Annotated in this window: 19 protein-coding genes and 1 tRNA gene; 17 read left to right on the top strand and 3 right to left on the bottom strand. The window is 63.2% G+C overall.

Annotation, left to right across the window (positions count from 1 at the left end; all coding sequences use genetic code 11):
- Positions 1-138 precede the first annotated feature (138 nt).
- The 7 genes from carB (at position 139) to D1223_RS02970 (ending at position 9,580) form a co-directional block, all read left to right on the top strand.
- A complete protein-coding gene (gene carB, locus D1223_RS03000; protein WP_119374912.1) occupies positions 139-3,417 on the top strand; it encodes a carbamoyl-phosphate synthase large subunit in 3,279 nt (1,092 codons plus the stop codon).
- Between the two features lie 69 nt (positions 3,418-3,486).
- Entirely contained in the window at positions 3,487-3,960 is a 474-nt protein-coding gene (gene greA, locus D1223_RS02995) for a transcription elongation factor GreA (protein ID WP_119374911.1), read from the top strand.
- A 134-nt stretch (positions 3,961-4,094) separates the two neighbouring features.
- On the top strand, positions 4,095-5,219 hold the full coding sequence (locus D1223_RS02990; RefSeq protein WP_119374910.1) for a mitochondrial fission ELM1 family protein: 1,125 nt from the start codon (positions 4,095-4,097) through the stop codon (positions 5,217-5,219).
- Positions 5,220-5,298: 79 nt separating this feature from the next.
- Positions 5,299-6,222 carry a cation diffusion facilitator family transporter gene (locus D1223_RS02985; RefSeq protein WP_119374909.1) on the top strand — a complete coding sequence of 308 codons (924 nt, stop codon included), beginning with the start codon at positions 5,299-5,301 and terminating at the stop codon, positions 6,220-6,222.
- Between the two features lie 97 nt (positions 6,223-6,319).
- Positions 6,320-7,288 carry a thioredoxin-disulfide reductase gene (trxB, locus tag D1223_RS02980; RefSeq protein ID WP_119374908.1) on the top strand — a complete coding sequence of 323 codons (969 nt, stop codon included), beginning with the start codon at positions 6,320-6,322 and terminating at the stop codon, positions 7,286-7,288.
- A gap of 59 nt (positions 7,289-7,347) precedes the next feature.
- On the top strand, positions 7,348-8,511 hold the full coding sequence (locus D1223_RS02975) for a tetratricopeptide repeat protein (RefSeq protein ID WP_158588384.1): 1,164 nt from the start codon (positions 7,348-7,350) through the stop codon (positions 8,509-8,511).
- 82 nt (positions 8,512-8,593) lie between these two features.
- Positions 8,594-9,580, top strand: a complete 987-nt coding sequence (locus D1223_RS02970; protein WP_119374906.1) for a tetratricopeptide repeat protein — start codon at positions 8,594-8,596, stop codon at positions 9,578-9,580.
- Positions 9,581-9,589: 9 nt separating this feature from the next.
- Here the strand turns inward: D1223_RS02970 and D1223_RS02965 are convergent, their stop codons facing one another.
- Positions 9,590-10,342, bottom strand: coding sequence for a hypothetical protein (locus D1223_RS02965; RefSeq protein ID WP_119374905.1), 753 nt, complete (start codon positions 10,340-10,342; stop codon positions 9,590-9,592).
- A gap of 64 nt (positions 10,343-10,406) precedes the next feature.
- Here D1223_RS02965 and D1223_RS02960 point away from each other — a divergent pair, with 64 nt between their 5' ends.
- From D1223_RS02960 to D1223_RS02915, 10 genes are all read left to right on the top strand, one after another.
- The gene (locus tag D1223_RS02960; RefSeq protein ID WP_119374904.1) at positions 10,407-11,519 is read left to right on the top strand and encodes an NAD(P)/FAD-dependent oxidoreductase; all 1,113 of its coding nucleotides are present in this window, start codon (positions 10,407-10,409) and stop codon (positions 11,517-11,519) included.
- A 90-nt stretch (positions 11,520-11,609) separates the two neighbouring features.
- Positions 11,610-11,686, top strand: a tRNA-Met gene (locus D1223_RS02955).
- Between the two features lie 168 nt (positions 11,687-11,854).
- Positions 11,855-12,409, top strand: a complete 555-nt coding sequence (locus D1223_RS02950) for a hypothetical protein (RefSeq protein ID WP_119374903.1) — start codon at positions 11,855-11,857, stop codon at positions 12,407-12,409.
- A 314-nt stretch (positions 12,410-12,723) separates the two neighbouring features.
- Entirely contained in the window at positions 12,724-13,020 is a 297-nt protein-coding gene (locus D1223_RS02945) for an STAS domain-containing protein (RefSeq protein ID WP_119374902.1), read from the top strand.
- Positions 13,017-13,382 carry a response regulator gene (locus D1223_RS02940; protein WP_119374901.1) on the top strand — a complete coding sequence of 122 codons (366 nt, stop codon included), beginning with the start codon at positions 13,017-13,019 and terminating at the stop codon, positions 13,380-13,382. Before D1223_RS02945 ends, D1223_RS02940 begins: the two co-directional genes overlap by 4 nt.
- A 22-nt stretch (positions 13,383-13,404) precedes the next feature.
- Positions 13,405-15,576, top strand: coding sequence for a chemotaxis protein CheA (locus D1223_RS02935; RefSeq protein ID WP_119374900.1), 2,172 nt, complete (start codon positions 13,405-13,407; stop codon positions 15,574-15,576).
- A gap of 14 nt (positions 15,577-15,590) precedes the next feature.
- Positions 15,591-16,061, top strand: coding sequence for a chemotaxis protein CheW (locus D1223_RS02930; protein ID WP_119374899.1), 471 nt, complete (start codon positions 15,591-15,593; stop codon positions 16,059-16,061).
- The gene (locus D1223_RS02925; RefSeq protein WP_119374898.1) at positions 16,058-16,936 is read left to right on the top strand and encodes a CheR family methyltransferase; all 879 of its coding nucleotides are present in this window, start codon (positions 16,058-16,060) and stop codon (positions 16,934-16,936) included. Before D1223_RS02930 ends, D1223_RS02925 begins: the two co-directional genes overlap by 4 nt.
- A gap of 151 nt (positions 16,937-17,087) precedes the next feature.
- Positions 17,088-17,474: a response regulator gene (locus tag D1223_RS02920; RefSeq protein WP_119374897.1), complete on the top strand. Its 387-nt coding sequence runs from the start codon at positions 17,088-17,090 to the stop codon at positions 17,472-17,474.
- 2 nt (positions 17,475-17,476) lie between these two features.
- A complete protein-coding gene (locus D1223_RS02915; protein WP_119374896.1) occupies positions 17,477-17,857 on the top strand; it encodes a hypothetical protein in 381 nt (126 codons plus the stop codon).
- A gap of 174 nt (positions 17,858-18,031) precedes the next feature.
- On the opposite strand, the gene D1223_RS02910 is transcribed toward D1223_RS02915, so the two are convergent.
- Both D1223_RS02910 and D1223_RS02905 read right to left on the bottom strand, forming a co-directional pair.
- A complete protein-coding gene (locus D1223_RS02910) occupies positions 18,032-18,586 on the bottom strand; it encodes a chemotaxis protein CheD (RefSeq protein WP_119375259.1) in 555 nt (184 codons plus the stop codon).
- Positions 18,583-19,605: a protein-glutamate methylesterase/protein-glutamine glutaminase gene (locus D1223_RS02905; RefSeq protein ID WP_119374895.1), complete on the bottom strand. Its 1,023-nt coding sequence runs from the start codon at positions 19,603-19,605 to the stop codon at positions 18,583-18,585. Before D1223_RS02905 ends, D1223_RS02910 begins: the two co-directional genes overlap by 4 nt.
- Positions 19,606-19,632 lie beyond the last annotated feature (27 nt).

Raw genomic sequence — 19,632 nt, 5'->3', positions numbered from 1 at the left:
GACGGCGCCACATCTCACTTCGGTGAAATGAATCCGCAGTCCGGTGCAGTTTTGCCGTCGACTGACCTTGCCCACCCTATCGACTCCCCGCTATAGCGCACCCGTTTGACCGGCGGTCTGCGATAGCGAGGAGAAACGATGCCCAAACGCACCGATTTGAAATCAATCCTCGTCATTGGAGCCGGCCCCATCATTATCGGCCAGGCCTGCGAGTTCGACTATTCCGGTGTCCAGGCGATCAAGGCGCTGAAATCGGAAGGTTACCGGGTCATCCTGGTGAACTCGAACCCGGCGACCATCATGACCGACCCGGACCTGGCGGACGCGACCTATGTCGAGCCGATCACGCCCTTCTATGTCGAGAAGATCATCGCCGCCGAGAAGCCGGACGCAATCCTGCCGACCATGGGCGGACAGACCGCGCTCAACTGCGCGCTCGACCTCTACAAGGACGGCACGCTGGACAAGTACGGCGTCGAACTGATCGGCGCGCGCGCCGATGCCATCGAGAAGGCAGAAGACCGCCGCCTCTTCCGCGAGGCCATGGACCGGATCGGCCTTGAAAATCCGCGCGCGGCGATTGTTGCCGCCCCCGAGATCCGCAACGATGCGGGCAAGATCATCGGCTATGACCGGATCGGCGGCCTGAAGGCTGCGATGGACGTCCTTGAGGAAGTCGGCCTGCCCGCCATTATCCGCCCGGCCTACACGCTCGGCGGCACAGGCGGCGGCGTGGCCTATAATGTCGAGGAATATGAAGAGATCGTGCGCTCCGGCCTTGCCGCCTCGCCGGTCGGACAGGTCCTCGTCGATGAGAGCCTGCTTGGCTGGAAGGAATTCGAGATGGAGGTCGTCCGCGACAAGGCGGACAACGCGATCATCATCTGCGCGATCGAGAATATCGACCCGATGGGCGTGCACACCGGCGACTCGATCACCGTCGCCCCGGCGCTGACGCTGACCGACAAGGAATACCAGATCATGCGCAACGCCTCGATTGCGGTGCTGCGCGAGATCGGGGTGGAGACGGGTGGATCGAATGTGCAGTTCGCCGTCAATCCGGACAATGGCCGCCTCGTCGTCATCGAGATGAACCCGCGCGTATCGCGCTCCTCGGCGCTGGCCTCGAAAGCCACCGGCTTCCCGATTGCCAAGGTCGCCGCCAAGCTCGCCGTCGGCTATACGCTGGACGAGCTGGACAATGACATTACCGGCGTGACGCCCGCCAGCTTCGAGCCGACCATTGACTATGTCGTCACCAAGATCCCGCGCTTTGCCTTCGAGAAGTATCGCGGCGCCGAGCCGCTGCTGACCACGGCGATGAAATCGGTCGGCGAGGCCATGGCCATCGGCCGGAACTTCCAGGAGAGCCTGCAGAAGGCGCTCTGTTCGCTCGAAACGGGCCTGACCGGCCTCAACGAGACCGAAGCCGATACAGAAGAAGCGCTGCGCTCAGAGCTCGCCCGCCCGACGCCCGATCGCCTGCGCCATGTCGCCCAGGCCTTCCGCAAGGGCTTCAGCGTCGAGGACATCTACCGCATCACCGGGATCGATCGCTGGTTCCTGCGCCAGATTGCAGCCATCGTCGAGACGGAAGAAGGCCTGCGCCGCGACGGCTTGCCGGACAACGCACACGACATGACCTCGATAAAGGGCATGGGTTTCTCGGATGCACGCCTCGGCGAGCTGACCAGCCAGAGCGAGAAATCCGCCCGCATGCACCGCCACAAGCTCGGCGTGCGGCCGGTCTACAAGCGTATCGACACCTGCGCCGCCGAATTCGCGGCGAAGACCCCCTATCTCTATTCGACCTATGAACACCCGCCCTATGGCCAGACTCAGGCCGATGACGAGGCTGGCGTGTCTGACCGCAAGAAGGCGATCATCCTTGGCGGCGGGCCGAACCGCATCGGCCAGGGCATCGAGTTCGACTATTGCTGCTGCCATGCCGCCTTCGCCATGGAAGAGGTCGGCATCGAGTCGATCATGGTGAACTGCAACCCGGAAACCGTCTCGACCGACTATGACACATCTGACCGGCTCTATTTCGAGCCGCTGACCGAAGAGCATGTCTCCGAGATCATCGCCAAGGAGCAGAGCGCGGGCGAATTGGCCGGCGTCATCGTCCAGTTCGGCGGCCAGACGCCGCTGAAGCTGGCCACGCCGCTGCATGAGGCAGGCGTCCCGATCCTCGGCACCAGCCCGACCAGCATCGACCTCGCCGAAGACCGTGAGCGCTTCGCCGCTGTGCTCGACCGTCTCGGCATCCAGCAGGCCCCGTCGGCCACGGCCCGCTCGGAGGAGGAAGCCCTCGAAAAGGCGCGCCAGCTCGGCTATCCGATCATGCTGCGCCCGAGCTTCGTCCTCGGCGGCCGCGCCATGGAAATCTGCCGCGACGACGCCGATGTGAAAGCCTTCGCCAAGGAGGCCATGAAGGTCTCAGGCGACCAGTCGCTCTTCCTCGACCGTTACCTGTCAGACGCGATCGAAGTCGATATCGACGCGCTGTGCGATGAGACGAATGTCCATGTTGCCGGCATCATGGAGCATATCGAGGAGGCCGGCGTGCATTCGGGCGACTCCGCCTGCGCCCTGCCGCCCTACACGCTGTCGGAAAGCATCAAGACGCGGCTTCGCGAGTCCGCCTCCGCGCTGGCGAAAGAGCTGAAGGTGCGCGGCCTGATCAACATCCAGTTTGCAGTGAAGGGCGAGGAGATCTTCGTCCTTGAAGCCAATCCGCGCGCCTCGCGCACAGTGCCATTCGTCGCCAAGGCCGTCGGCGCACCAATTGCCAAGATTGCAGCCAAGGTCATGGCAGGCGCGAGCCTTACGGATTTCGACCTGTCGAAAGCCAAGCCGCGCCGCGTCGCCGTCAAGGAAGCGGTCTTCCCGTTCGCCCGCTTCCCCGGCGTCGACCCTGTACTCGGCCCGGAAATGCGCTCAACCGGCGAGGTCATGGGCTGGGACGATGATTTCGGCGCCGCCTTCCTGAAGTCGCAGACAGCGGTCGACGTGCACCTGCCGGACACCGGCACGGTCTTCATCTCGGTCAAGGATAATGACAAGGCGCTGGTCACCGAAGCGGCCCGCGATCTCATTGATCTCGGCTTCAACATTGTCGCGACGAGCGGCACCGCAGCCTACCTTGAAAGTAAGGGGATCGCCGTCGAACGGGTCAACAAGGTCAATGAAGGCCAGCCGCACATTGTCGACCGGATGATCAATGGCGGTGTGCATCTCGTCTTCAATACGACCGAGGGTGTCCAGTCGCTCAAGGACTCCGCCTCGATCCGGCGAACCGCGCTTGTCCACAAGATCCCGTACTTCACGACCCTTGCGGCATCGCGGGCCTCGGTGCAGGCCATAAGGGCCCAACGGGACCGCGACCTCAGCGTCCGCCCCTTGCAGTCGGCCTGAACAGTCCCTACTTGACGCCTCTCCCGTTTGGTCAGAACCTACAAGTTTACAACGACGGTTATCCAGAACATGCAAAGAACACCCATGACCGCCGAAGGGCATGCGGCCCTCGACGCAGAATTGAAGCATTTGAAGTCAGTTGAGCGCCCGGCTGTGATCGCCGCAATCGCGGAAGCGCGCGAGCATGGCGACCTGTCCGAAAATGCCGAATACCATGCTGCCAAGGAAAAGCAGAGCTTCATCGAGGGCCGCGTGGCCGAACTCGAGGACAAGCTTGCGCGCGCAGAAGTCATCGACGTGACCAAGCTGAAGGGCGAGAAGATCGTCTTCGGCGCGACCGTCACGTTGATCGACGTCGATACCGAGAAGGAATCGACCTATCGCATCGTTGGCGAGGATGAGGCCGATATCGCCAAGGGCAAGGTCTCGATCACGTCCCCGATTGCACGCGCCCTGATTGGCAAGACAGTCGGTGATGAAGCCGAAGTGGCCGCCCCCGGCGGCGCCCGCGTCTACGAGATTTCTGCCGTCGAATTCAAGTAGCCCGGGATCTTCCGGACAACGTCATGACGCTGCCGGCCAACCGGCCGGACGGCGCGGCTGCGCGTCACTTACGGCTGTGACGTGCAAGTTTCGAGAAAAGCTGGCAGACTCTCGTAGAACACGAATCGCGGGGTATGTCCGTGAACGAAAAGTCGAAGCAGAAAGCCAAGGCACCGATCGCGCCGCAGGTCGGCCCGTCGGTCTGGGCCGTGTCTGATGGCCGGGCTGGCAATGCCGCCCAGGTCCGCTCCATCGTTCAGGCGCTGGCTGCGACCGGCCGATGGATGCGGATTGCCCACATCCAGGGCCAAGGCCATCGCGATACGCCGATCACACTGACACCGCGCGCCCCTTGGACATGGCTGCGCGGCCCGCGCTGGCCGCTGGAAAAGTTTGCCCTGCCCCCTGAGCAGCGCTCGGTGCTCTCGCCGCCCTGGCCAGACGTCTGGATCGCCGCCGGCCGGCGCAGCGCGCCCTTCACCGCGGCCGTCCGGGAGCTGTCGGGCGGCAAGACACTGACCGTCCAGGTGCTCGACCCGAAAAGTTCCCATGACGCCTTCGACCTGATCGTCGTGCCAGAGCATGACGAGCTGGACGGCCCGAATGTCATCCGCACCGTCGGAGCCCCCTCCTATTTCTCGCCCGACAATATCGAGGATGCCGGTCAGGCCTTTGCCGACCTCGCCGATGAGAATGGCCGCTCCTGCATTGTCATTCTCGGCGGCGACTCCAAGGCGCACACCTTTACAGACGCCATTGCCGACAAGCTTGGCGAGGACCTGACGCGCCTGTCGGGGCTCGGCTGGCGGCTGCGTATCACGACGTCGCGGCGCACGCCGGTGCCGATTGTCGCCAAGATGCGGGCGCTGGCCGACCGCATCGGCGCACGGTTCTGGTCCGGCCCCGAAGATGGCCCGAACCCCTATCTCGCCTGGCTGCTATACTCCGATGCCGCGATCGTCACCGAAGACAGCGCCAATATGCTGTCTGACGCGGCCTGGCACGGCCTGCCGATCCATATTGCCAGGCTGGAAGGCTCCAGCCCGAAATTCGACCGTTTTCACGAAAGCCTCATCCGGCGCGGCTGCGCCCGCTGGTTCGAGGGTTTCCTGGAGGGCTGGTCCTATGAGCCACTGCGCGAAGCCGACCGGGTTGCCGAGGAGATCGTCAAGCAGCTGCTGGCGCGCCATCCCCAGCCAAAGCTCAAGACGCTGGACGATTCCGGCGACAAGGTCGTCCTGCCAGACTGGATGCAATGAAACGGAATAACATATCTAAACTGTTGTTTTTTCTGTATTTTTATTGACTTTTAGCGTCTGGCGCGGCATCTGGGGCAGCATGGCACACGACCATTCTCATGCGCATGGGCACGACGGGCACGGTCACGCCCACCATCATCATGCCCCGTCCGTCGATACGGCCGACGCCCGCAAGCGGGTAGCGTTCGCCGCGCTGCTGACCTTCCTGTTCATGATCGCCGAAGTGGTCGGCGGCGTCATTTCCGGCTCGCTCGCGCTCCTGGCAGATGCCGCGCACATGCTGACCGACGCCGGCTCGCTGGCGCTTGCCTGGCTCGGCTTCAAGCTGGCCGAGCGCCCGGCGGACGACCAGCGCAGCTTCGGCTGGGCGCGCTTCAAGATACTCGCCGCTTTCGTCAACGGCATCGCGCTGCTCGTGCTGGCCGCGTGGATCGTGGTCGAGGCCATCCAGCGCCTGATCACGCCGGAGCCCGTCATGGGCAATGTCCTGATGGGCGTCGCAGTGGCTGGCCTGCTGGTCAACATCATCGCCTTCTTCCTGCTGCATGGTGGCGACCAGGAAGACCTCAACCTGCAGGGCGCGCTGTGGCATGTCGCCGGTGACCTGCTTGGCTCTGTGGCAGCGATTGCGGCAGCGGTTGTGATCATGACCACCGGCTGGATGCCCATCGACCCGCTGCTCTCCATCCTCGTGGCGGCGCTCATCGTGATAGGCGGCGTGCGGATCACCCTGCAGTCGGCCCATATCCTGATTGAAGGCGTGCCGTCGGGGCTGGAACCGGCCGATATCAAGGCCGACCTCGAAGCCCATCTCGACGGGGCGCTCAGCGTCGACCATATCCACGCCTGGGCACTGACCGAACAGAAGCCGCTTGTGACGCTGGATGTCACCGCCCGCGACGGCGCCTGCCTCGATGCGCTTCGCCAGGCGGTGAAGGACAGGCTGGCTGAGAAGTTCAATGTCACGCACTCCACCGTGGAAGTGCGCAAGCCTGTGCAATAGCCCGGTTTCACGGCCAGTTGAGCAGGTATGGGGTTTAATCTTTGCGCCAGAATCCCCATACCATCAGGCCGACAAGACAAGCATACCGGAGCGGGCGATGAGCGAGACGATCCATTCTGAAATCCTGATTATCGGGTCCGGCCCGGCCGGCTGGACGGCGGCGATCTATGCCGCGCGCGCCCTGCGCGACACCCGCGTCGTCTGTGGCCTGCAACCCGGCGGCCAGCTCACCATCACGACCGAGGTCGAGAACTATCCCGGCTTTGCCGAGATTCAGGGGCCGGAGCTGATGGAGAAGATGCGCGACCATGCCGAGAAGATGGGCGCGAAAGTCACCGAGGATCATATCGCTGAAGTCAATTTCGAGAGCCGCCCCTTCAAGGCGATCGGCGAAAGCGGCACGGTCTACACGGCAGATGCGGTGGTCATCGCGACCGGCGCGCAGGCCAAATGGCTCGGCCTGCCGAGCGAGGAGAAGTTCCAGGGCTTCGGCGTCTCGGCCTGCGCGACCTGCGACGGCTTCTTCTATCGCGGCAAGGAAGTGCTCGTCGTCGGCGGCGGCAATACGGCCGTGGAAGAAGCGCTGTTCCTCACCAATTTCGCCTCCAAGGTCACCGTCGTGCACCGGCGTGACAGCTTCCGGGCGGAGAAGATCCTGCAGGACCGCCTGTTCAAGCATCCAAAGGTCGAGATTCTCTGGGACACGGTGCTTGAGGAAGTCATCGGCGATGAGAATCCGCTCGGCGTGACAGCGGCGAAACTCAAGAACGTCAAGACCGGCGAAGAAGTCACCCGCGACGTCCACGGCGTCTTCATCGCCATCGGCCACGCGCCGCAGACGGAGCTCTTCAAGGGCAAGGTCGACATGAAGGCCAACGGCTACATCATCACCGAAGCCGGCACGACCAAGACCAATATTCCCGGCGTCTACGCGGCGGGTGACGTGACCGACGAAACCTACCGCCAGGCCGTGACGGCCGCCGGCATGGGCTGCATGGCCGCGCTGGAAGCTGAACACTGGCTGGAAGAGCAGAAGGCCATCGAGGGCGCCGTCGCCGCCGAATAGGCATAACGCCCTCGCCAGTCAGCTGGACAGGCCTCCCTGCGGCGGTAAGGATGGTGTCCATGGGGACGAACCGATCCATCTGGCGAGCCGCCGCGATGCTCGCCCTTTTCCCGGCTGTTCCAGCCCTCGCGGAGCCGCCGGAACTCGACGCTGCCATCGATGCCTATATCGAGGACGATTATAGCCAGATGGCCGTGATCGAGCGCTATGGCGTACAAGGCAATGCCGCGGCGCTCAGCGTGCTGGGACAGGCGGCCTTCTATGGCCTTGGCCGCCCGAAGGATACTGGCGAAGGACTTGCCCTGCTTCAGCAGGCTGCAGAGGCGGGTGACCGGTCAGCCGCAGTCCAGCTCGGCCGTATTTATGAGAATGGCACCGCGGGCACCGTCGACACGACCGAAGCGGCCCGGTGGTACGTGAAGGCTGCCAATGCAGGCGAATCGTTTTCGTCGCTCGCAGCCCTGAAGCGCCTGCCCCGCGCGGATGTGATCGCCGCTGGCGGCGGCGCTTACATCGATACAACGCCAACACCCCCGGTCTCCCAATCAGCCGCCAATGCGCCCGTCACCAGCAATGCAGGCGGCGGCCTCTATTCGATGAGCGAGGACGAGGTCGATGCGCTCTCCGATACACTGTTCGGCACGGGATCGACGAGCCCTCCTGCACCGGACACGCCTGCGCCTGCAGCCTCAGCACCACCGGCACCGCAGGCCCGAGCCGACACAGATCCTGACCCTTCCGAACTGGCAAATGCCTTGGCCGACATGATCTTCGGCACCGGCCCTGCATCCATGCCTGAACCGCTGACGATGAATGACGGGACCCAGTTCCCGCTGCTGGCGGATACGTCGCTCAATGCGAGCGGAGATGCTGCGGCAAGCTGCGCGGTCGTCCTGACGCCCGTAATCGACGACCGAAGCGACGAGCTGCGCACCCTGATCGACCAGGCGAAATCGCAGACGGGCGTGGACCGACAGGTCACGCTGAACCGGATGACCCTCGTGAAGTCGAATGTCGAACGCTTCCTGTCCACGAAGACCTTCGCGGTGGAACTGCTGGGCAATCCGGAGCGCAACGGCGGTGTCTCCGGCGATGCGGTCGATCAGGCGGTCGCCCGGCACCAGATCGCTTATGAAGGCGACACGCTGTCCGGCCCCTCAGCGGGGCTTTGCCGCGACCGGCTTGTCTTGCTGACGGCCCAGTTGTCGGTCCGGGGCGACTGAAAACATATCACTGCATCGCCATCCGGGCCGGCGCTGACACTTGCCGCTGGACGAGCCCCGCCTCCTCCTTAAAGTGCCCGTCATGATCCGGCTTTTCCTGGTAGCATTTCTGACCGGCACCATGACACTGGCGAGCGCCGCTGCGCAGTCGGAGGAATTGAATGCGGCGGTCGATGCCTATCTGAAGGAAGACTACAGCCATATCGATGTGATCGCCCGTTACGCCGAAGATGGTGAGCCGGAAGCCATTGCGATCCTCGGTCAGGCTTATCTCTACGGTTTCGGAATCGAAGCCGACCAGCTTCTTGGCATTGCCCTGCTCGAACAGGCCGCCAGCCTCGGCGAACGCTCCTCGACCGTGCACCTTGGGCGCGTCTTCGAATTCGGCCTGGAAGGCATTCCCGCCAATCCGGAAACCGCGGCGAAATGGTATGTCGAGGCTGCGCGTGGCGGCGATACCCGCTCAGCCCCGGCCGCCCTGAAGCGCCTGCCACGCGACATCGTGATCGCCGCAGGCGGCGCCGCCTGGGCCCGGGAGGCAGGTGCTGCGCGCCCGGTCTCCATCGAACCGCTTGAGGAAAAGGTTGTCATCGTCCCGTCTCCGGCCAGCGCCCTGCTCGGCACATCCAGTCCGCCGCCGCCCTTGCGAATGAATGACGGCACGCCCTTTCCCATCTTTGCCGACACGAAGCTCAGCGCCGCTGGCGATGCGGCGGCCAGCTGTTTCGTTGTGCTGAAACCGGAAATCGAGCGCCAGAAGCTCGCGCTTGAAGACCTCATGAAGCTGGATGGCTTCGGCGCCAGCGAGGCGGGCGGCAGCCGTCACAGCGAGCTTGCCGAAACCGATCGCAAGCTCGCGGCGATGCGGGACGCCCTGAAGGCCAGCGAAGCGGTGCTGGGTGATCCGAAGCGAAATGGCAATCTGACGGCGGAAGATGTCCGCCTCGCCCTCATCGTTCATTCCGAAGCGTTAGGCAGCCGCCCGCAGACTGGCCCGGCAGCATCCCTGTGCGCCGCGCGGTTGGTGCCCTTGATCGGCGAAAGCGCTGGCTGGACCGATGGCCGCTAAGGTCAGCCACTAGAGCAGCGCCGCTGCGGCCCGTTCAATATCCTTGCGCGAATGGTCTTTGACATAGAGCTGGAAGGATTGCGCGCGGGCCTGCATGATCCGCGTCAACGTATCGTCAGCCTCTCCGGAAACCGCGCGGTCGAGGCAGGTTGCGATCTCGTCTTCATACTTGCGGGCATTCAGCGCGGCGAGGGCTCGGGCATACTGCCAGTGGAGCGCCGGGTCGGCCTCGCCGGTCTCGACGGCGCGGGTGTAGTGCTCACGCGCGCTCTGGACGCTGGCGCCCATGAAGGCCGCCCCAAGGCCGCCGCCGCGCCGGACGACCTCAATGTTCCAGACCGCCATGAAGCCCTGCGCATAGACATTGTCCGGATGGGCTTCGAGGACATCCTTCACCAGATCCCGTGAGGTGCCGCCATAACCGGAATCGAGCGCTTCGCGCGTCGACATCTTCCGTGCTTTCAGCGACAGCGTGATCGCCAGCTGCAGCCGGCCTTCGACATGCTCCGGGTCGAGGCTGAGGGCCTTGCGTGCAAGCGCTTCTGCTTCGTCGAGTCTGCTATCGGTCGGTTTACCTTCGATAATGGCGTCGGCGAGAATGGCGCGGGCTGCGCGGGCGTAATTGTCGGCGCCGCCCTCAAGCTGGGCCATTTCGGCCGATTGCAGGAACTGTCCCGAGGCGAAGGCCCGTTCGATCGGATCTGCCGATGCAGGCGCGCCGGACAGCAGGAGAAGACTGATAAAGGCACCCAGCCATTTCATGGTAATCGAGTATAGCGCGAAATCGCGGCTCGCCCAATTGGGGAAACTTGCCTAGTTGAAGAGTATGGAGCGACTCGAAGCAGACCTTGTGATCATCGGCGCCGGCGTCATCGGCCTTGCGGCCGGGCGGGCGGCCGCCATGAAAGGCCGGGATGTGATCATCCTGGAAGCCGAGGATGCGATTGCCACCCATACCTCCTCGCGCAATTCCGAAGTCATCCATGCCGGGCTCTACTATGCGACCGGCTCCCACAAGGCAGATTTCTGCGTGCGCGGACGGCGCGCCCTCTACGCCTATCTCGACGCGCATGGTGTCACCTACAAGAATTGCGGAAAGCTGGTCGTCGCCCATGCCGAGGAAGCCGGCGGCCTCGGCGCCATCATGGCGCGGGCCGAGGCGAACGGGGTTGAGAAGCTGGAGCTCATTTCCGGCGATGCCGCACGTGAGATCGAACCGGCGCTCAGTCCGGACATCACAGCCGCGATCCGGTCGCCCGTCTCCGGCATCTTCGACAGCCATGGCTATTTCCTCGCCCTGCAGGGCGAGCTGGAGGATCATGGCGGCATGATCGCCTTCGGCACGCCGGTGCGCTCGGGCACCCTGCTCGAAGACGGGGTCGAGCTTGTCACTGGCGGCGAGACACCAACCGTTATCCGTGCCCGCACCGTGATCAACGCGGCCGGGCACAATGCCATTGCCATCGCCAAGTCAATTGAAGGGCCGCACACCGGCGCCCTGCCCGTGCCGCGTTTCGTCAAGGGCAGCTATTTCAGCGTGCTCGGCAAGACGCCCTTCTCGCGGCTCATCTATCCGATGCCCGACAGCGCCAGCCTCGGCCTGCACCTGACGGTCGACCTGTCTGGGCGCGGCCGGCTCGGCCCCGACGCCGAATGGCTGCCCGAAGGCGCTGGCCCGCCTTTCGATTACCAGGTGGACCCTGCCCGCGCCGCCCGCTTCTATGCCTCTGTCAGACGCTACTGGCCCGGCTTGCCGGACGGGGCCCTCGCCCCCGACTATGCCGGTGTACGCCCCAAAATCGTCGGCGAGGGTGAGCCGTCCGGCGACTTCACTTTCATCACTGTGGATACACGCCTCATCAATCTCATCGGCATGGAGAGCCCGGGCCTGACCTCCTCCCTGGCGATTGCAGACCATGTGGCAGGCCTGCTGGAATAGGCGGTTGCCGAGGCGGGCGCGAATGTGTATTGAGCCCGCTTGCTGTACCGCGTGCAGGCATTGCGGGCAGGTACGGCCCACCACCGGTCCGGTTCGGTAGCTCAGCTGGTTAGAGCGCATGACTCATAATCATGAGGTCGGGAGTTCAAGTCTCCCCCGAACCACCATCCTTGCTTCAACCAGCACCCGGCAGACCTCCCAGGACATCACCTCAGAGAGCTGCGGCATTTAGGCCAGACCTGTTGCCGGCACGACGGATTTGGCCAATAGCGCCGTTCAAGCCGTGTCGGGGCATTGCGGCCCCGGCATTCGCTGTTCTTTCGAGGGGCCTACCAATGAATACGCTGAAACTCCGCCGCCTTCTGATCACGCTCCACCTCTGGATCGCGGGCCTGCTCGCGCCGGCTTTCCTCATCGTGGCCATTTCCGGCGGACTCGACATGGCTGGCGTCGAACCGTCGGTCAGGCAGACGCCGCTTGCGCTTCCCGCAGACACACGGCTGGACTTCGGGTCCGATGAGATCGAACAACAAGTGCGCGACCTGCTCGACGCGCAGGATGTCGATATCGACTTCGAATACATCCGCGGCAGCAATAGCTGGGCGATGACCCGTCCGACCACGCGGACTTTTGTCCGTTTCGAACGGGGCCATCAGGGCAATATCGAAGCGACCATCAATCGCCCGAACCTGCAATACGCCCTCATGGAGCTGCACAAGGGTCATGGGCCGCGCATCTACCGGCTGTACCAGGTCGCCGTCGCTCTGGCGCTGTTCCTTGCCGTCATTGGCGGCGTCGCAGTCGGCCTGCTGGCCCGGAACTATCGCAAGCAGACCCTGATCGCGACCGTCTTCGGCACGCTGCTCGCTGCAGGCCTGGCGATTCTGTAGGGGCCCGCGCCCCTTATCGCAGCGCGCGCCGCCGCCAGCGAACGATAACGCCTCTCCCCCGGCGCGGGAGGGGAATTCTGCAGCAACCATTATGGTCCTGACATTACAGCTGCAAATTTCTGCAAGACGGCTATGCCGCGCAACCAATTCTTAAGGACGCCGCCATATCTGTCCCTGATGAATTAGTATCCACAGCGCGAAACCGGAATAGTCATCAGGCGACCCGGGGGGCATAAGGGAGCGGGGCAATCGAGCCTCGTGCGTTCGGCGATGATTGGTCACCAGCAATTCGCAGCCTGTGCGGAGGCGCAAAGATGAGCGCCCTGGACGGAGCTAACAGCATTACACTTCCGGACGATCTGTCAGGCGCCTTCTGTGAAGCCCTGAAAGCGGACCTGCTTGCCCGGCGCGGACAGCCGCTCGAGCTCGACGCGTCGAACGTCGTGCGCTGCGGCGGCCAGGCCGTACAGCTTCTAGTGTCTGCGAAACGCAGCTGGGCCAGTGACGGCCAGCCCTTCGCCATCGTCAACCCGGAGGCGGACTTCATTCGAATCGTCCAGCTCACCGGGCTGCAGGATGAGCTTTTTCCAGAGTCAGGAGCCGATACATGACATTGCGGATTCTCGCGGTCGACGATTCAAGAACGATGCGGGACATGGTGAAGGCCGCCCTGGCCAGCGCCGGTTTCGAAGTACACACCGCCGATGACGGCGTGCACGGTCTGGAAGTGCTCAATGAGTGCACGCCCGACGTCATTATCACCGATATCAACATGCCGCGCATGGATGGTTTCGGCTTCATCGAATCAGTGCGCTCGATCGACCAGTACAAGCAGGTCCCGATCCTCACGCTGACCACTGAAAGCGCCCCGGAACTCAAGCAGCGCGCCCGCGATGCCGGCGCAACCGGCTGGATCGTGAAACCGTTCGACCGCGACAAGCTCGTCAACGTCATCCGGCGCGTCGCCGCCTGACCCCGAAAGGACGCAGAACCGCATGGATCCGATGGACGAAATCAGGCAGACCTTCTTCCTTGAATGCGAAGACCTGCTCCAGGCCCTCATGGAAGGCCTCGCGGCCATCGAAGGCGGCGATGAAGACCCCGAAACCGTCAACGCCATTTTCCGCGCGGTTCACTCCATCAAGGGCGGCGCCGGTGCGTTCTCGCTGGATGAGCTCGTAAAATTCGCCCACACATTCGAGACGGTGCTCGACGAAGTGCGCGCGGACCGCATGGAGCTGACGCCTGCTCTGATGTCGGTCTTCTTCCGCTCGGCTGACCAGCTGTCGGACCTCGTCGAAGCCGCTTCGGTTGGCGATTCGGTCGATACCGAACGCATGAACGCGATCATGCTCGAACTCGACGCGCTCATCGATTCCGACGGGTCCGATGCCGGCGAAGTGGAGTTCGAAGCCATTCCGCTCGATTTCTCCATGGATTTCGGCGACGTCGAGGATGACCTGCCCGCGCCTGGCGGCGACAGCTGGACGATCAGCTTCAAGCCGCACGCCACGATTTTCGAGCGCGGGAACGATCCCGTGCTCCTGCTGCGCGCCCTCGCAGAGCTGGGCGAGACCGAGGTGACCTGCAACACCGACGCCCTGCCCGACCTGGCGGACATCGACACCGCCCAATCCTGCCTGTCCTGGGACATCACGCTGAAGGGCGAGACCGTCAGCGAAGACGACATTCGTGAGATCTTCGAGTTCGTCGAAGGCGATTGCGACCTGACGATAAGCTTCGGTGCCGCCGCTGACGCGTTGCCAGAGATCGATCTTCCGCCGCTCGGCGCCCCTGATGAGGGCGAAGAACCCGGCTGGGAACTTGCCACGCCGTCACCAGATGCCGATGAACCGGCCGCCATCCCGGACCTGCCCGAGCTGCCGGAACCGGCTGCGGCAGAGGCCGCGCCAGCCGAAACCGAGAAATCTTCCGGCGCCTCGCCCGCCCGCGCCGAGTCATCGCGCGCCGGGCCGACAGCGACCGTCCGGGTCGAGCTGGACCGCGTTGACCGCCTGATCAACCTGATCGGTGAACTCGTCATCAACCAGTCCATGCTGGCCCAGGCCGTGTCCAATTCCGGTGTACCGCAGGATTCACCGCTGATGGATGGCCTCGATGAGTTCAAGCGCCTGACCCGCGCCATCCAGGAAGGCGTCATGGCGATCCGCGCCCAGCCGGTCAAACCACTGTTCCAGCGCATGTCACGCATTGTGCGCGAAGCGGCCGCCGCCACCGGCAAATCGGTCCGCCTGGTGACCGAGGGTGAAGGCACCGAGGTCGACAAGACCGTCATTGAGCGCCTCTCCGATCCGCTGACGCACATGATCCGCAACGCGGTCGACCATGGCCTCGAGCAGACGGCAGACCGTGCCGCCGCCGGCAAGAGCGAGGAAGGCACGGTTCACCTGACCGCGTCTCACCGCTCCGGACGCGTAATCATTGAAATCGCCGACGATGGCGCCGGCATCAACCGCACGCGCGTGCGCGAAATCGCCGTCGAAAAGGGGCTGATCGACCCTGATGCTGCCCTGAGCGAAGCGGAAATCGACAACCTTCTCTTCATGCCGGGCTTCTCGACCGCCAAGAATGTCTCGAACCTCTCGGGGCGCGGGGTCGGCATGGATGTCGTGAAGAAGGCCATCCAGTCGCTCGGCGGCCGGGTGACCCTGTCCTCGACGCCCGGCAAGGGCACGACCTTCACGATCAGCCTGCCGCTGACGCTTGCCATCCTTGATGGCATGCTGGTCCGCGTCGCCGACCAGACGAAGGTGGTGCCGCTGACCGATGTGGTGGAAACGCTCAAGCTCAATCCTTCACAGGTTCACGGCCTGTCGAATGCCGACCGGGGCATCATGGTCCGCGGCGAATTCGTTCCACTGGTCGATGTTGCCTGCGAGCTGGGTTACCGTCCGCCGCTGGACAAGCTCTCGCACCACGTCGTCGTGCTCACGGAAACCGAAGGCGGTTCACGGACCGCCTTTATCGTCGACCAGATCCTTGATCAGCGCCAGGTCGTCATCAAGGGCCTCGAAGAAAACTATCACTCGGTCCCGGGCATCGCCGCCGCGACCATTCTGGGTAATGGCGAAATCGCACTCATTCTGGATGTTGCCGCCCTGGCAACAGGCCGCAACCGGCTCTCAGACGTCATTCGGGCCGCATAGATCGGAGTATGCAAATGGCTGAACAGCAAAACCAGCGTCGTGAACACGAAGACAAGTTCATCTCCTTCTGGGTCGGCGAACAGGAATTCTGCGTCGACATCATGTCCGTGAAGGAAATTCGCGGCTGGACCGAACCGACGCGCATCCCGCGCGCCCCGGACCATATCTGCGGCGTGATCAATCTGCGCGGTGCCATCCTGCCGATCATCGATTTCGCAGCCCGCGTCGGCATGCCCGTGCGCGAGCCGGACGCGTCGACCGTGATCGTCGTGACCCAGAACGCCGATCAGCTGGTCGGCATGAAGGTCGATGCCGTTTCTGACATCCTGTCCCTGAGCACCGAGAGCATGCAGCCGATCCCGGACATCGCCTCGGAATCCGCCAAGGAGTTCTTCAAGGGCGTCGTGACGCGCGAAGAAGGCATGATCCGGATCGTCGACCTGTCGCGCATCGCGCACGTTGAACCGGAAAACCTTGCCGCATGAGCGCTAGCGTAGCGAACGCCGATCCGTCTGTTTCCGCCACCCGGATCGAAGGGCTGGGCGACAACGAATTCACCCGCATCGCCGACTCGATCAAGACAGAGGCTGGCATCTGCCTGCCGGAGAGCAAGCGAACGCTGGTCCACTCACGCGTGTCCAAGCGGCTTCGCGCGACCGGCATGACAAGCTTTCGCGAGTATTGCGACTTCCTCGACACCCCACAGGGCAAGGCAGAGCGGCTGGAACTCCTCTCGGCGCTGACGACCAATGTCACACGTTTCTTCCGCGAGCCGCACCACTTCGAAATTCTCAAGACAGTGACGCTGCCACCCTTGGTCGAAAAGGCCCGCAAGGGTGGACGGGTGCGCATCTGGTCGGCTGGCTGCTCCAGCGGCGAAGAGCCCTACTCGATCGCCCTGACGCTGCTGTCGCTCCTGCCGGACGCCGGCAAGCTGGATGTCAAGATCCTGGCCACCGATATCGACAAGCATATCCTTCATCAGGGCCGTCAGGGCATCTACGATGCCGAAGACATCGAAATGATCCCGGCCGATATGCGACGCAACGCCTTCAGCGCGGCCCCTGATGGCGACGCATCGAAATACGAAGTTGGCGCCGCGGTCAAACAGCTGGTCGCCTTCAAGCCGCTGAACCTGATCAGTCCGGCCTGGCCCGTCAAAGGCCCGTTCGACATCATTTTCTGCCGGAATACCACGATCTACTTCGATGCCCCGACGCAACACGGTGTCTGGAACGGCTTCGAGCGTGTGCTGGCCCCCGGCGGTTACTTGTTCATCGGACACTCCGAACGCGTGAACGGTCCAGCTGCGGCAAGGTTTTCTACAGCTGGCCTTACAACCTATAGAAAAAACAGCTGAACCGCTGAGTGAAGCGGCAAATCTACACTGTCTGTTTTCCACTATTCTCGCTCTTAGATGGATTACAGTTAGCGCAATACTTGTTTTACGTTTGCTTGCGTAAGGTCAGCAATTAAACGGCTTCTATACCTTTCGAACTGGAGAATAAGCGGTGTCAAACAAGGATTCTCTGAGAGTCTTGGTGGTGGACGACATGTCGACCAGCCGGGGTATTCTTCAAAACACGCTTGAATCCTTTGGCATTCGGAATGTCTTTACCGAGGCGGACGCGAACGCCGGGCTGAATTTCATGCTTCGCACGCCGGTGCACCTTGTCATTTCCGATTACAACATGCCCGGAAAGAACGGGCTGGAATTCCTGAAGGCCATCCGCACCAACAAGCAGACCGCCCGCGTCGGCTTTATCCTCGTCTCCGGATCCAGCAGTCCCGACATCATCCGCGTCGGCCGCTCCTACGGCATGAACAACTTCCTGCCCAAGCCTTTCAACGCGGACTCGCTGCGCAAGACCGTCGAAGCGGTTGTCGGAAAACTATAAGAATGTCCAAGACCGCCACCGCCAGACGCGACCCTGTTTCCTACGGCCACTCTTCCGATTTCTGGCAAGGCGCCGCTCGCCTGCTGACCGATTGCCAGGCGCACTGCCTGCATATCCAGGACACGCTGTCGACCTATATCGCCGACCACTCAATCCTCTCGGTCGAGGAATCGCGTCACATCCAGAATGTCGACCGCCTGACGCAGACGCTTGGCGCCCTCGCCGACGTCATGCGCTCGGCCCATGCCGCCGGCCTTGAAGCGCCCGAAGGGCTCGAGCCGCTGGTCGAGGCCAGTACGCTTGCCGTGGTGCGCGACATGCTGCTCCATCCCGGCGAGCAGCCCGGCATGCCGGACGAGGCCGACACCGTCACTCTTTTCTGACGCGCCCGCGCGTCTCCCCGCTTTTCCATTGTCGAAGGCCTACACGCGCGCCTGCCAGGCCGGCAGGGCGCGTTTTTTGTCTCAGAGAGGGTTGTTGTTGCCGCCGGCATCGCAAGGCGCGCCTTGGCCGCGTTCTGAGCCGGCACAGACCGGATGGAACGCCGCGCGGGGCCTCTAGAAGAGTTCGATATCGTCGCCCGGCACATGACGCGGCGGCGGCGGCGCGACCGGCACTTTCACGGCATCCGGCGCCAGCGCCACGAAGGCATGCTGCACCCGTCCCGTTGCCGGCCAGAAGCGCAGCTTGCGCGCCCGTGTGCCGCCGATGCATTGCGACACGACGGGTATGCCCTCCATCTGCAGGAATTTGAGCGCGAAGCTCGAATTGCGCTCGCCGATATCCGACAGGCCGGCAATCATCCGGGCACCGCCAAAGACCTTGGCCTCCATCCGGATGCGCGAGGCGCCCTGCTTCAACAGGTCGTTGATGAGCAGTTCCATCGAGTTCACGCCGTAGGACAGGTTGGCAGTGTCTGCATTGCCCGTCTCAGGCAGCAGGAAATGGTTCATTCCGCCGACATGGACCGTCAGATCGTACAGACAGACCGCCACACAGGAGCCAAGCAGCGTGGTCAGCATGACACCCGGATCGCCCGACGTCGCGAACTCGCCCTGGATGATGTTGTGCCGGCTCGCCAGTATCGGCTGGGTGGGTTGCAGTGCGGTCATGCTGTGATCCATTCGCCGGCGGCCTTCAAGGTCTCCGCGGCGATCATGTTGAGGGGAAGCTGGATATTCACCGCACCGATTTCGGCGGCAACACGCGGCATGCCATAGACGACACAGGTCGCTTCGGACTGGGCGATCGTATAGCCGCCCCGGTCGCGAATGGCTTTCAGGCCGTCAGCGCCGTCGCGCCCCATACCGGTAAGCAGCACGCCCACAGCCCGAGGCCCAAGCGCTGACGCTGTCATAAAAAGTCTGTCCACTGATGGACTATGCCCGCTCACAGGCGGCCCGTCGACAAGAAGGCAGGTCGGCTCGTGCTTGCCGGACACCTCCAGGTGCCGGTCGCCGCCCGGTGCAATATAAACGTGGCCGGGCCGCAACACGGTGCCATGCGTCGCTTCCCGGACGGTCGGCGCGCAATGATGGTTCAGGCGGGAGGCGAAACTCGCGGTGAACCCGGATGGCATGTGCTGCACGATCAGCGTTGGCGGACAGCTGGCCGGAAATGAACGCAGTATACGGAACAATGCATCCACACCACCCGTCGAGGCGCCGATGAACACAACCTTGTCGGCAGGATTGTAGGCTTCTCGCCGAACCGTTTTCTGCTCAGCATACTGTACATTTGTGGATGCGCGCGCTGCATTCTTGAGGATGGCGGGCAGCTCAAGGAAGGGATTGGGCGTGTCGCCGCCAACAGGCTTGCCGATGCAGTCCACAGCACCAATTGCCAGCGCGTCGATGGCTTTCTCGCTGCCGGCTGCCGTCAGGCTCGATACCATGACAACCGGCATCGGGCGAAGCTGCATGATCTTCTTCAGGAACTCGACGCCCGACATACGCGGCATTTCCACGTCGAGCGTTATCACATCGGGATTGAGGCGCTTGATGGCCTCGCGCGCCTCGTAGGGGTCTCCAGCTTCTCCGATCACTTCGATTTCGGGATCCTGGCGAAGCACCGACTTCATGATCGCCCGAATGACCGGTGAATCATCTACAATGAGAACACGAACGGGCATGGATGCTACTCGATGAAGAGGGAAACG

This window comes from Henriciella mobilis (genome assembly GCF_003576285.1).
In the GTDB taxonomy this organism is placed as follows: Bacteria; Pseudomonadota; Alphaproteobacteria; order Caulobacterales; family Hyphomonadaceae; genus Henriciella; species Henriciella mobilis.
This window is presented reverse-complemented; position numbering and strand designations above follow the sequence as displayed.

Coding starts and splice junctions, on each gene's coding strand:
- carB (WP_119374912.1), top strand. CDS start 139: ATGCCCAAACGCACCGATTTGAAATCAATCCTCGTCATTGGAGCCGGC.
- greA (WP_119374911.1), top strand. CDS start 3,487: ATGCAAAGAACACCCATGACCGCCGAAGGGCATGCGGCCCTCGACGCA.
- D1223_RS02990 (WP_119374910.1), top strand. CDS start 4,095: ATGTCCGTGAACGAAAAGTCGAAGCAGAAAGCCAAGGCACCGATCGCG.
- D1223_RS02985 (WP_119374909.1), top strand. CDS start 5,299: ATGGCACACGACCATTCTCATGCGCATGGGCACGACGGGCACGGTCAC.
- trxB (WP_119374908.1), top strand. CDS start 6,320: ATGAGCGAGACGATCCATTCTGAAATCCTGATTATCGGGTCCGGCCCG.
- D1223_RS02975 (WP_158588384.1), top strand. CDS start 7,348: ATGGGGACGAACCGATCCATCTGGCGAGCCGCCGCGATGCTCGCCCTT.
- D1223_RS02970 (WP_119374906.1), top strand. CDS start 8,594: ATGATCCGGCTTTTCCTGGTAGCATTTCTGACCGGCACCATGACACTG.
- D1223_RS02965 (WP_119374905.1), bottom strand. CDS start 10,342: ATGAAATGGCTGGGTGCCTTTATCAGTCTTCTCCTGCTGTCCGGCGCG.
- D1223_RS02960 (WP_119374904.1), top strand. CDS start 10,407: ATGGAGCGACTCGAAGCAGACCTTGTGATCATCGGCGCCGGCGTCATC.
- D1223_RS02950 (WP_119374903.1), top strand. CDS start 11,855: ATGAATACGCTGAAACTCCGCCGCCTTCTGATCACGCTCCACCTCTGG.
- D1223_RS02945 (WP_119374902.1), top strand. CDS start 12,724: ATGAGCGCCCTGGACGGAGCTAACAGCATTACACTTCCGGACGATCTG.
- D1223_RS02940 (WP_119374901.1), top strand. CDS start 13,017: ATGACATTGCGGATTCTCGCGGTCGACGATTCAAGAACGATGCGGGAC.
- D1223_RS02935 (WP_119374900.1), top strand. CDS start 13,405: ATGGATCCGATGGACGAAATCAGGCAGACCTTCTTCCTTGAATGCGAA.
- D1223_RS02930 (WP_119374899.1), top strand. CDS start 15,591: ATGGCTGAACAGCAAAACCAGCGTCGTGAACACGAAGACAAGTTCATC.
- D1223_RS02925 (WP_119374898.1), top strand. CDS start 16,058: ATGAGCGCTAGCGTAGCGAACGCCGATCCGTCTGTTTCCGCCACCCGG.
- D1223_RS02915 (WP_119374896.1), top strand. CDS start 17,477: ATGTCCAAGACCGCCACCGCCAGACGCGACCCTGTTTCCTACGGCCAC.
- D1223_RS02910 (WP_119375259.1), bottom strand. CDS start 18,586: ATGACCGCACTGCAACCCACCCAGCCGATACTGGCGAGCCGGCACAAC.
- D1223_RS02905 (WP_119374895.1), bottom strand. CDS start 19,605: ATGCCCGTTCGTGTTCTCATTGTAGATGATTCACCGGTCATTCGGGCG.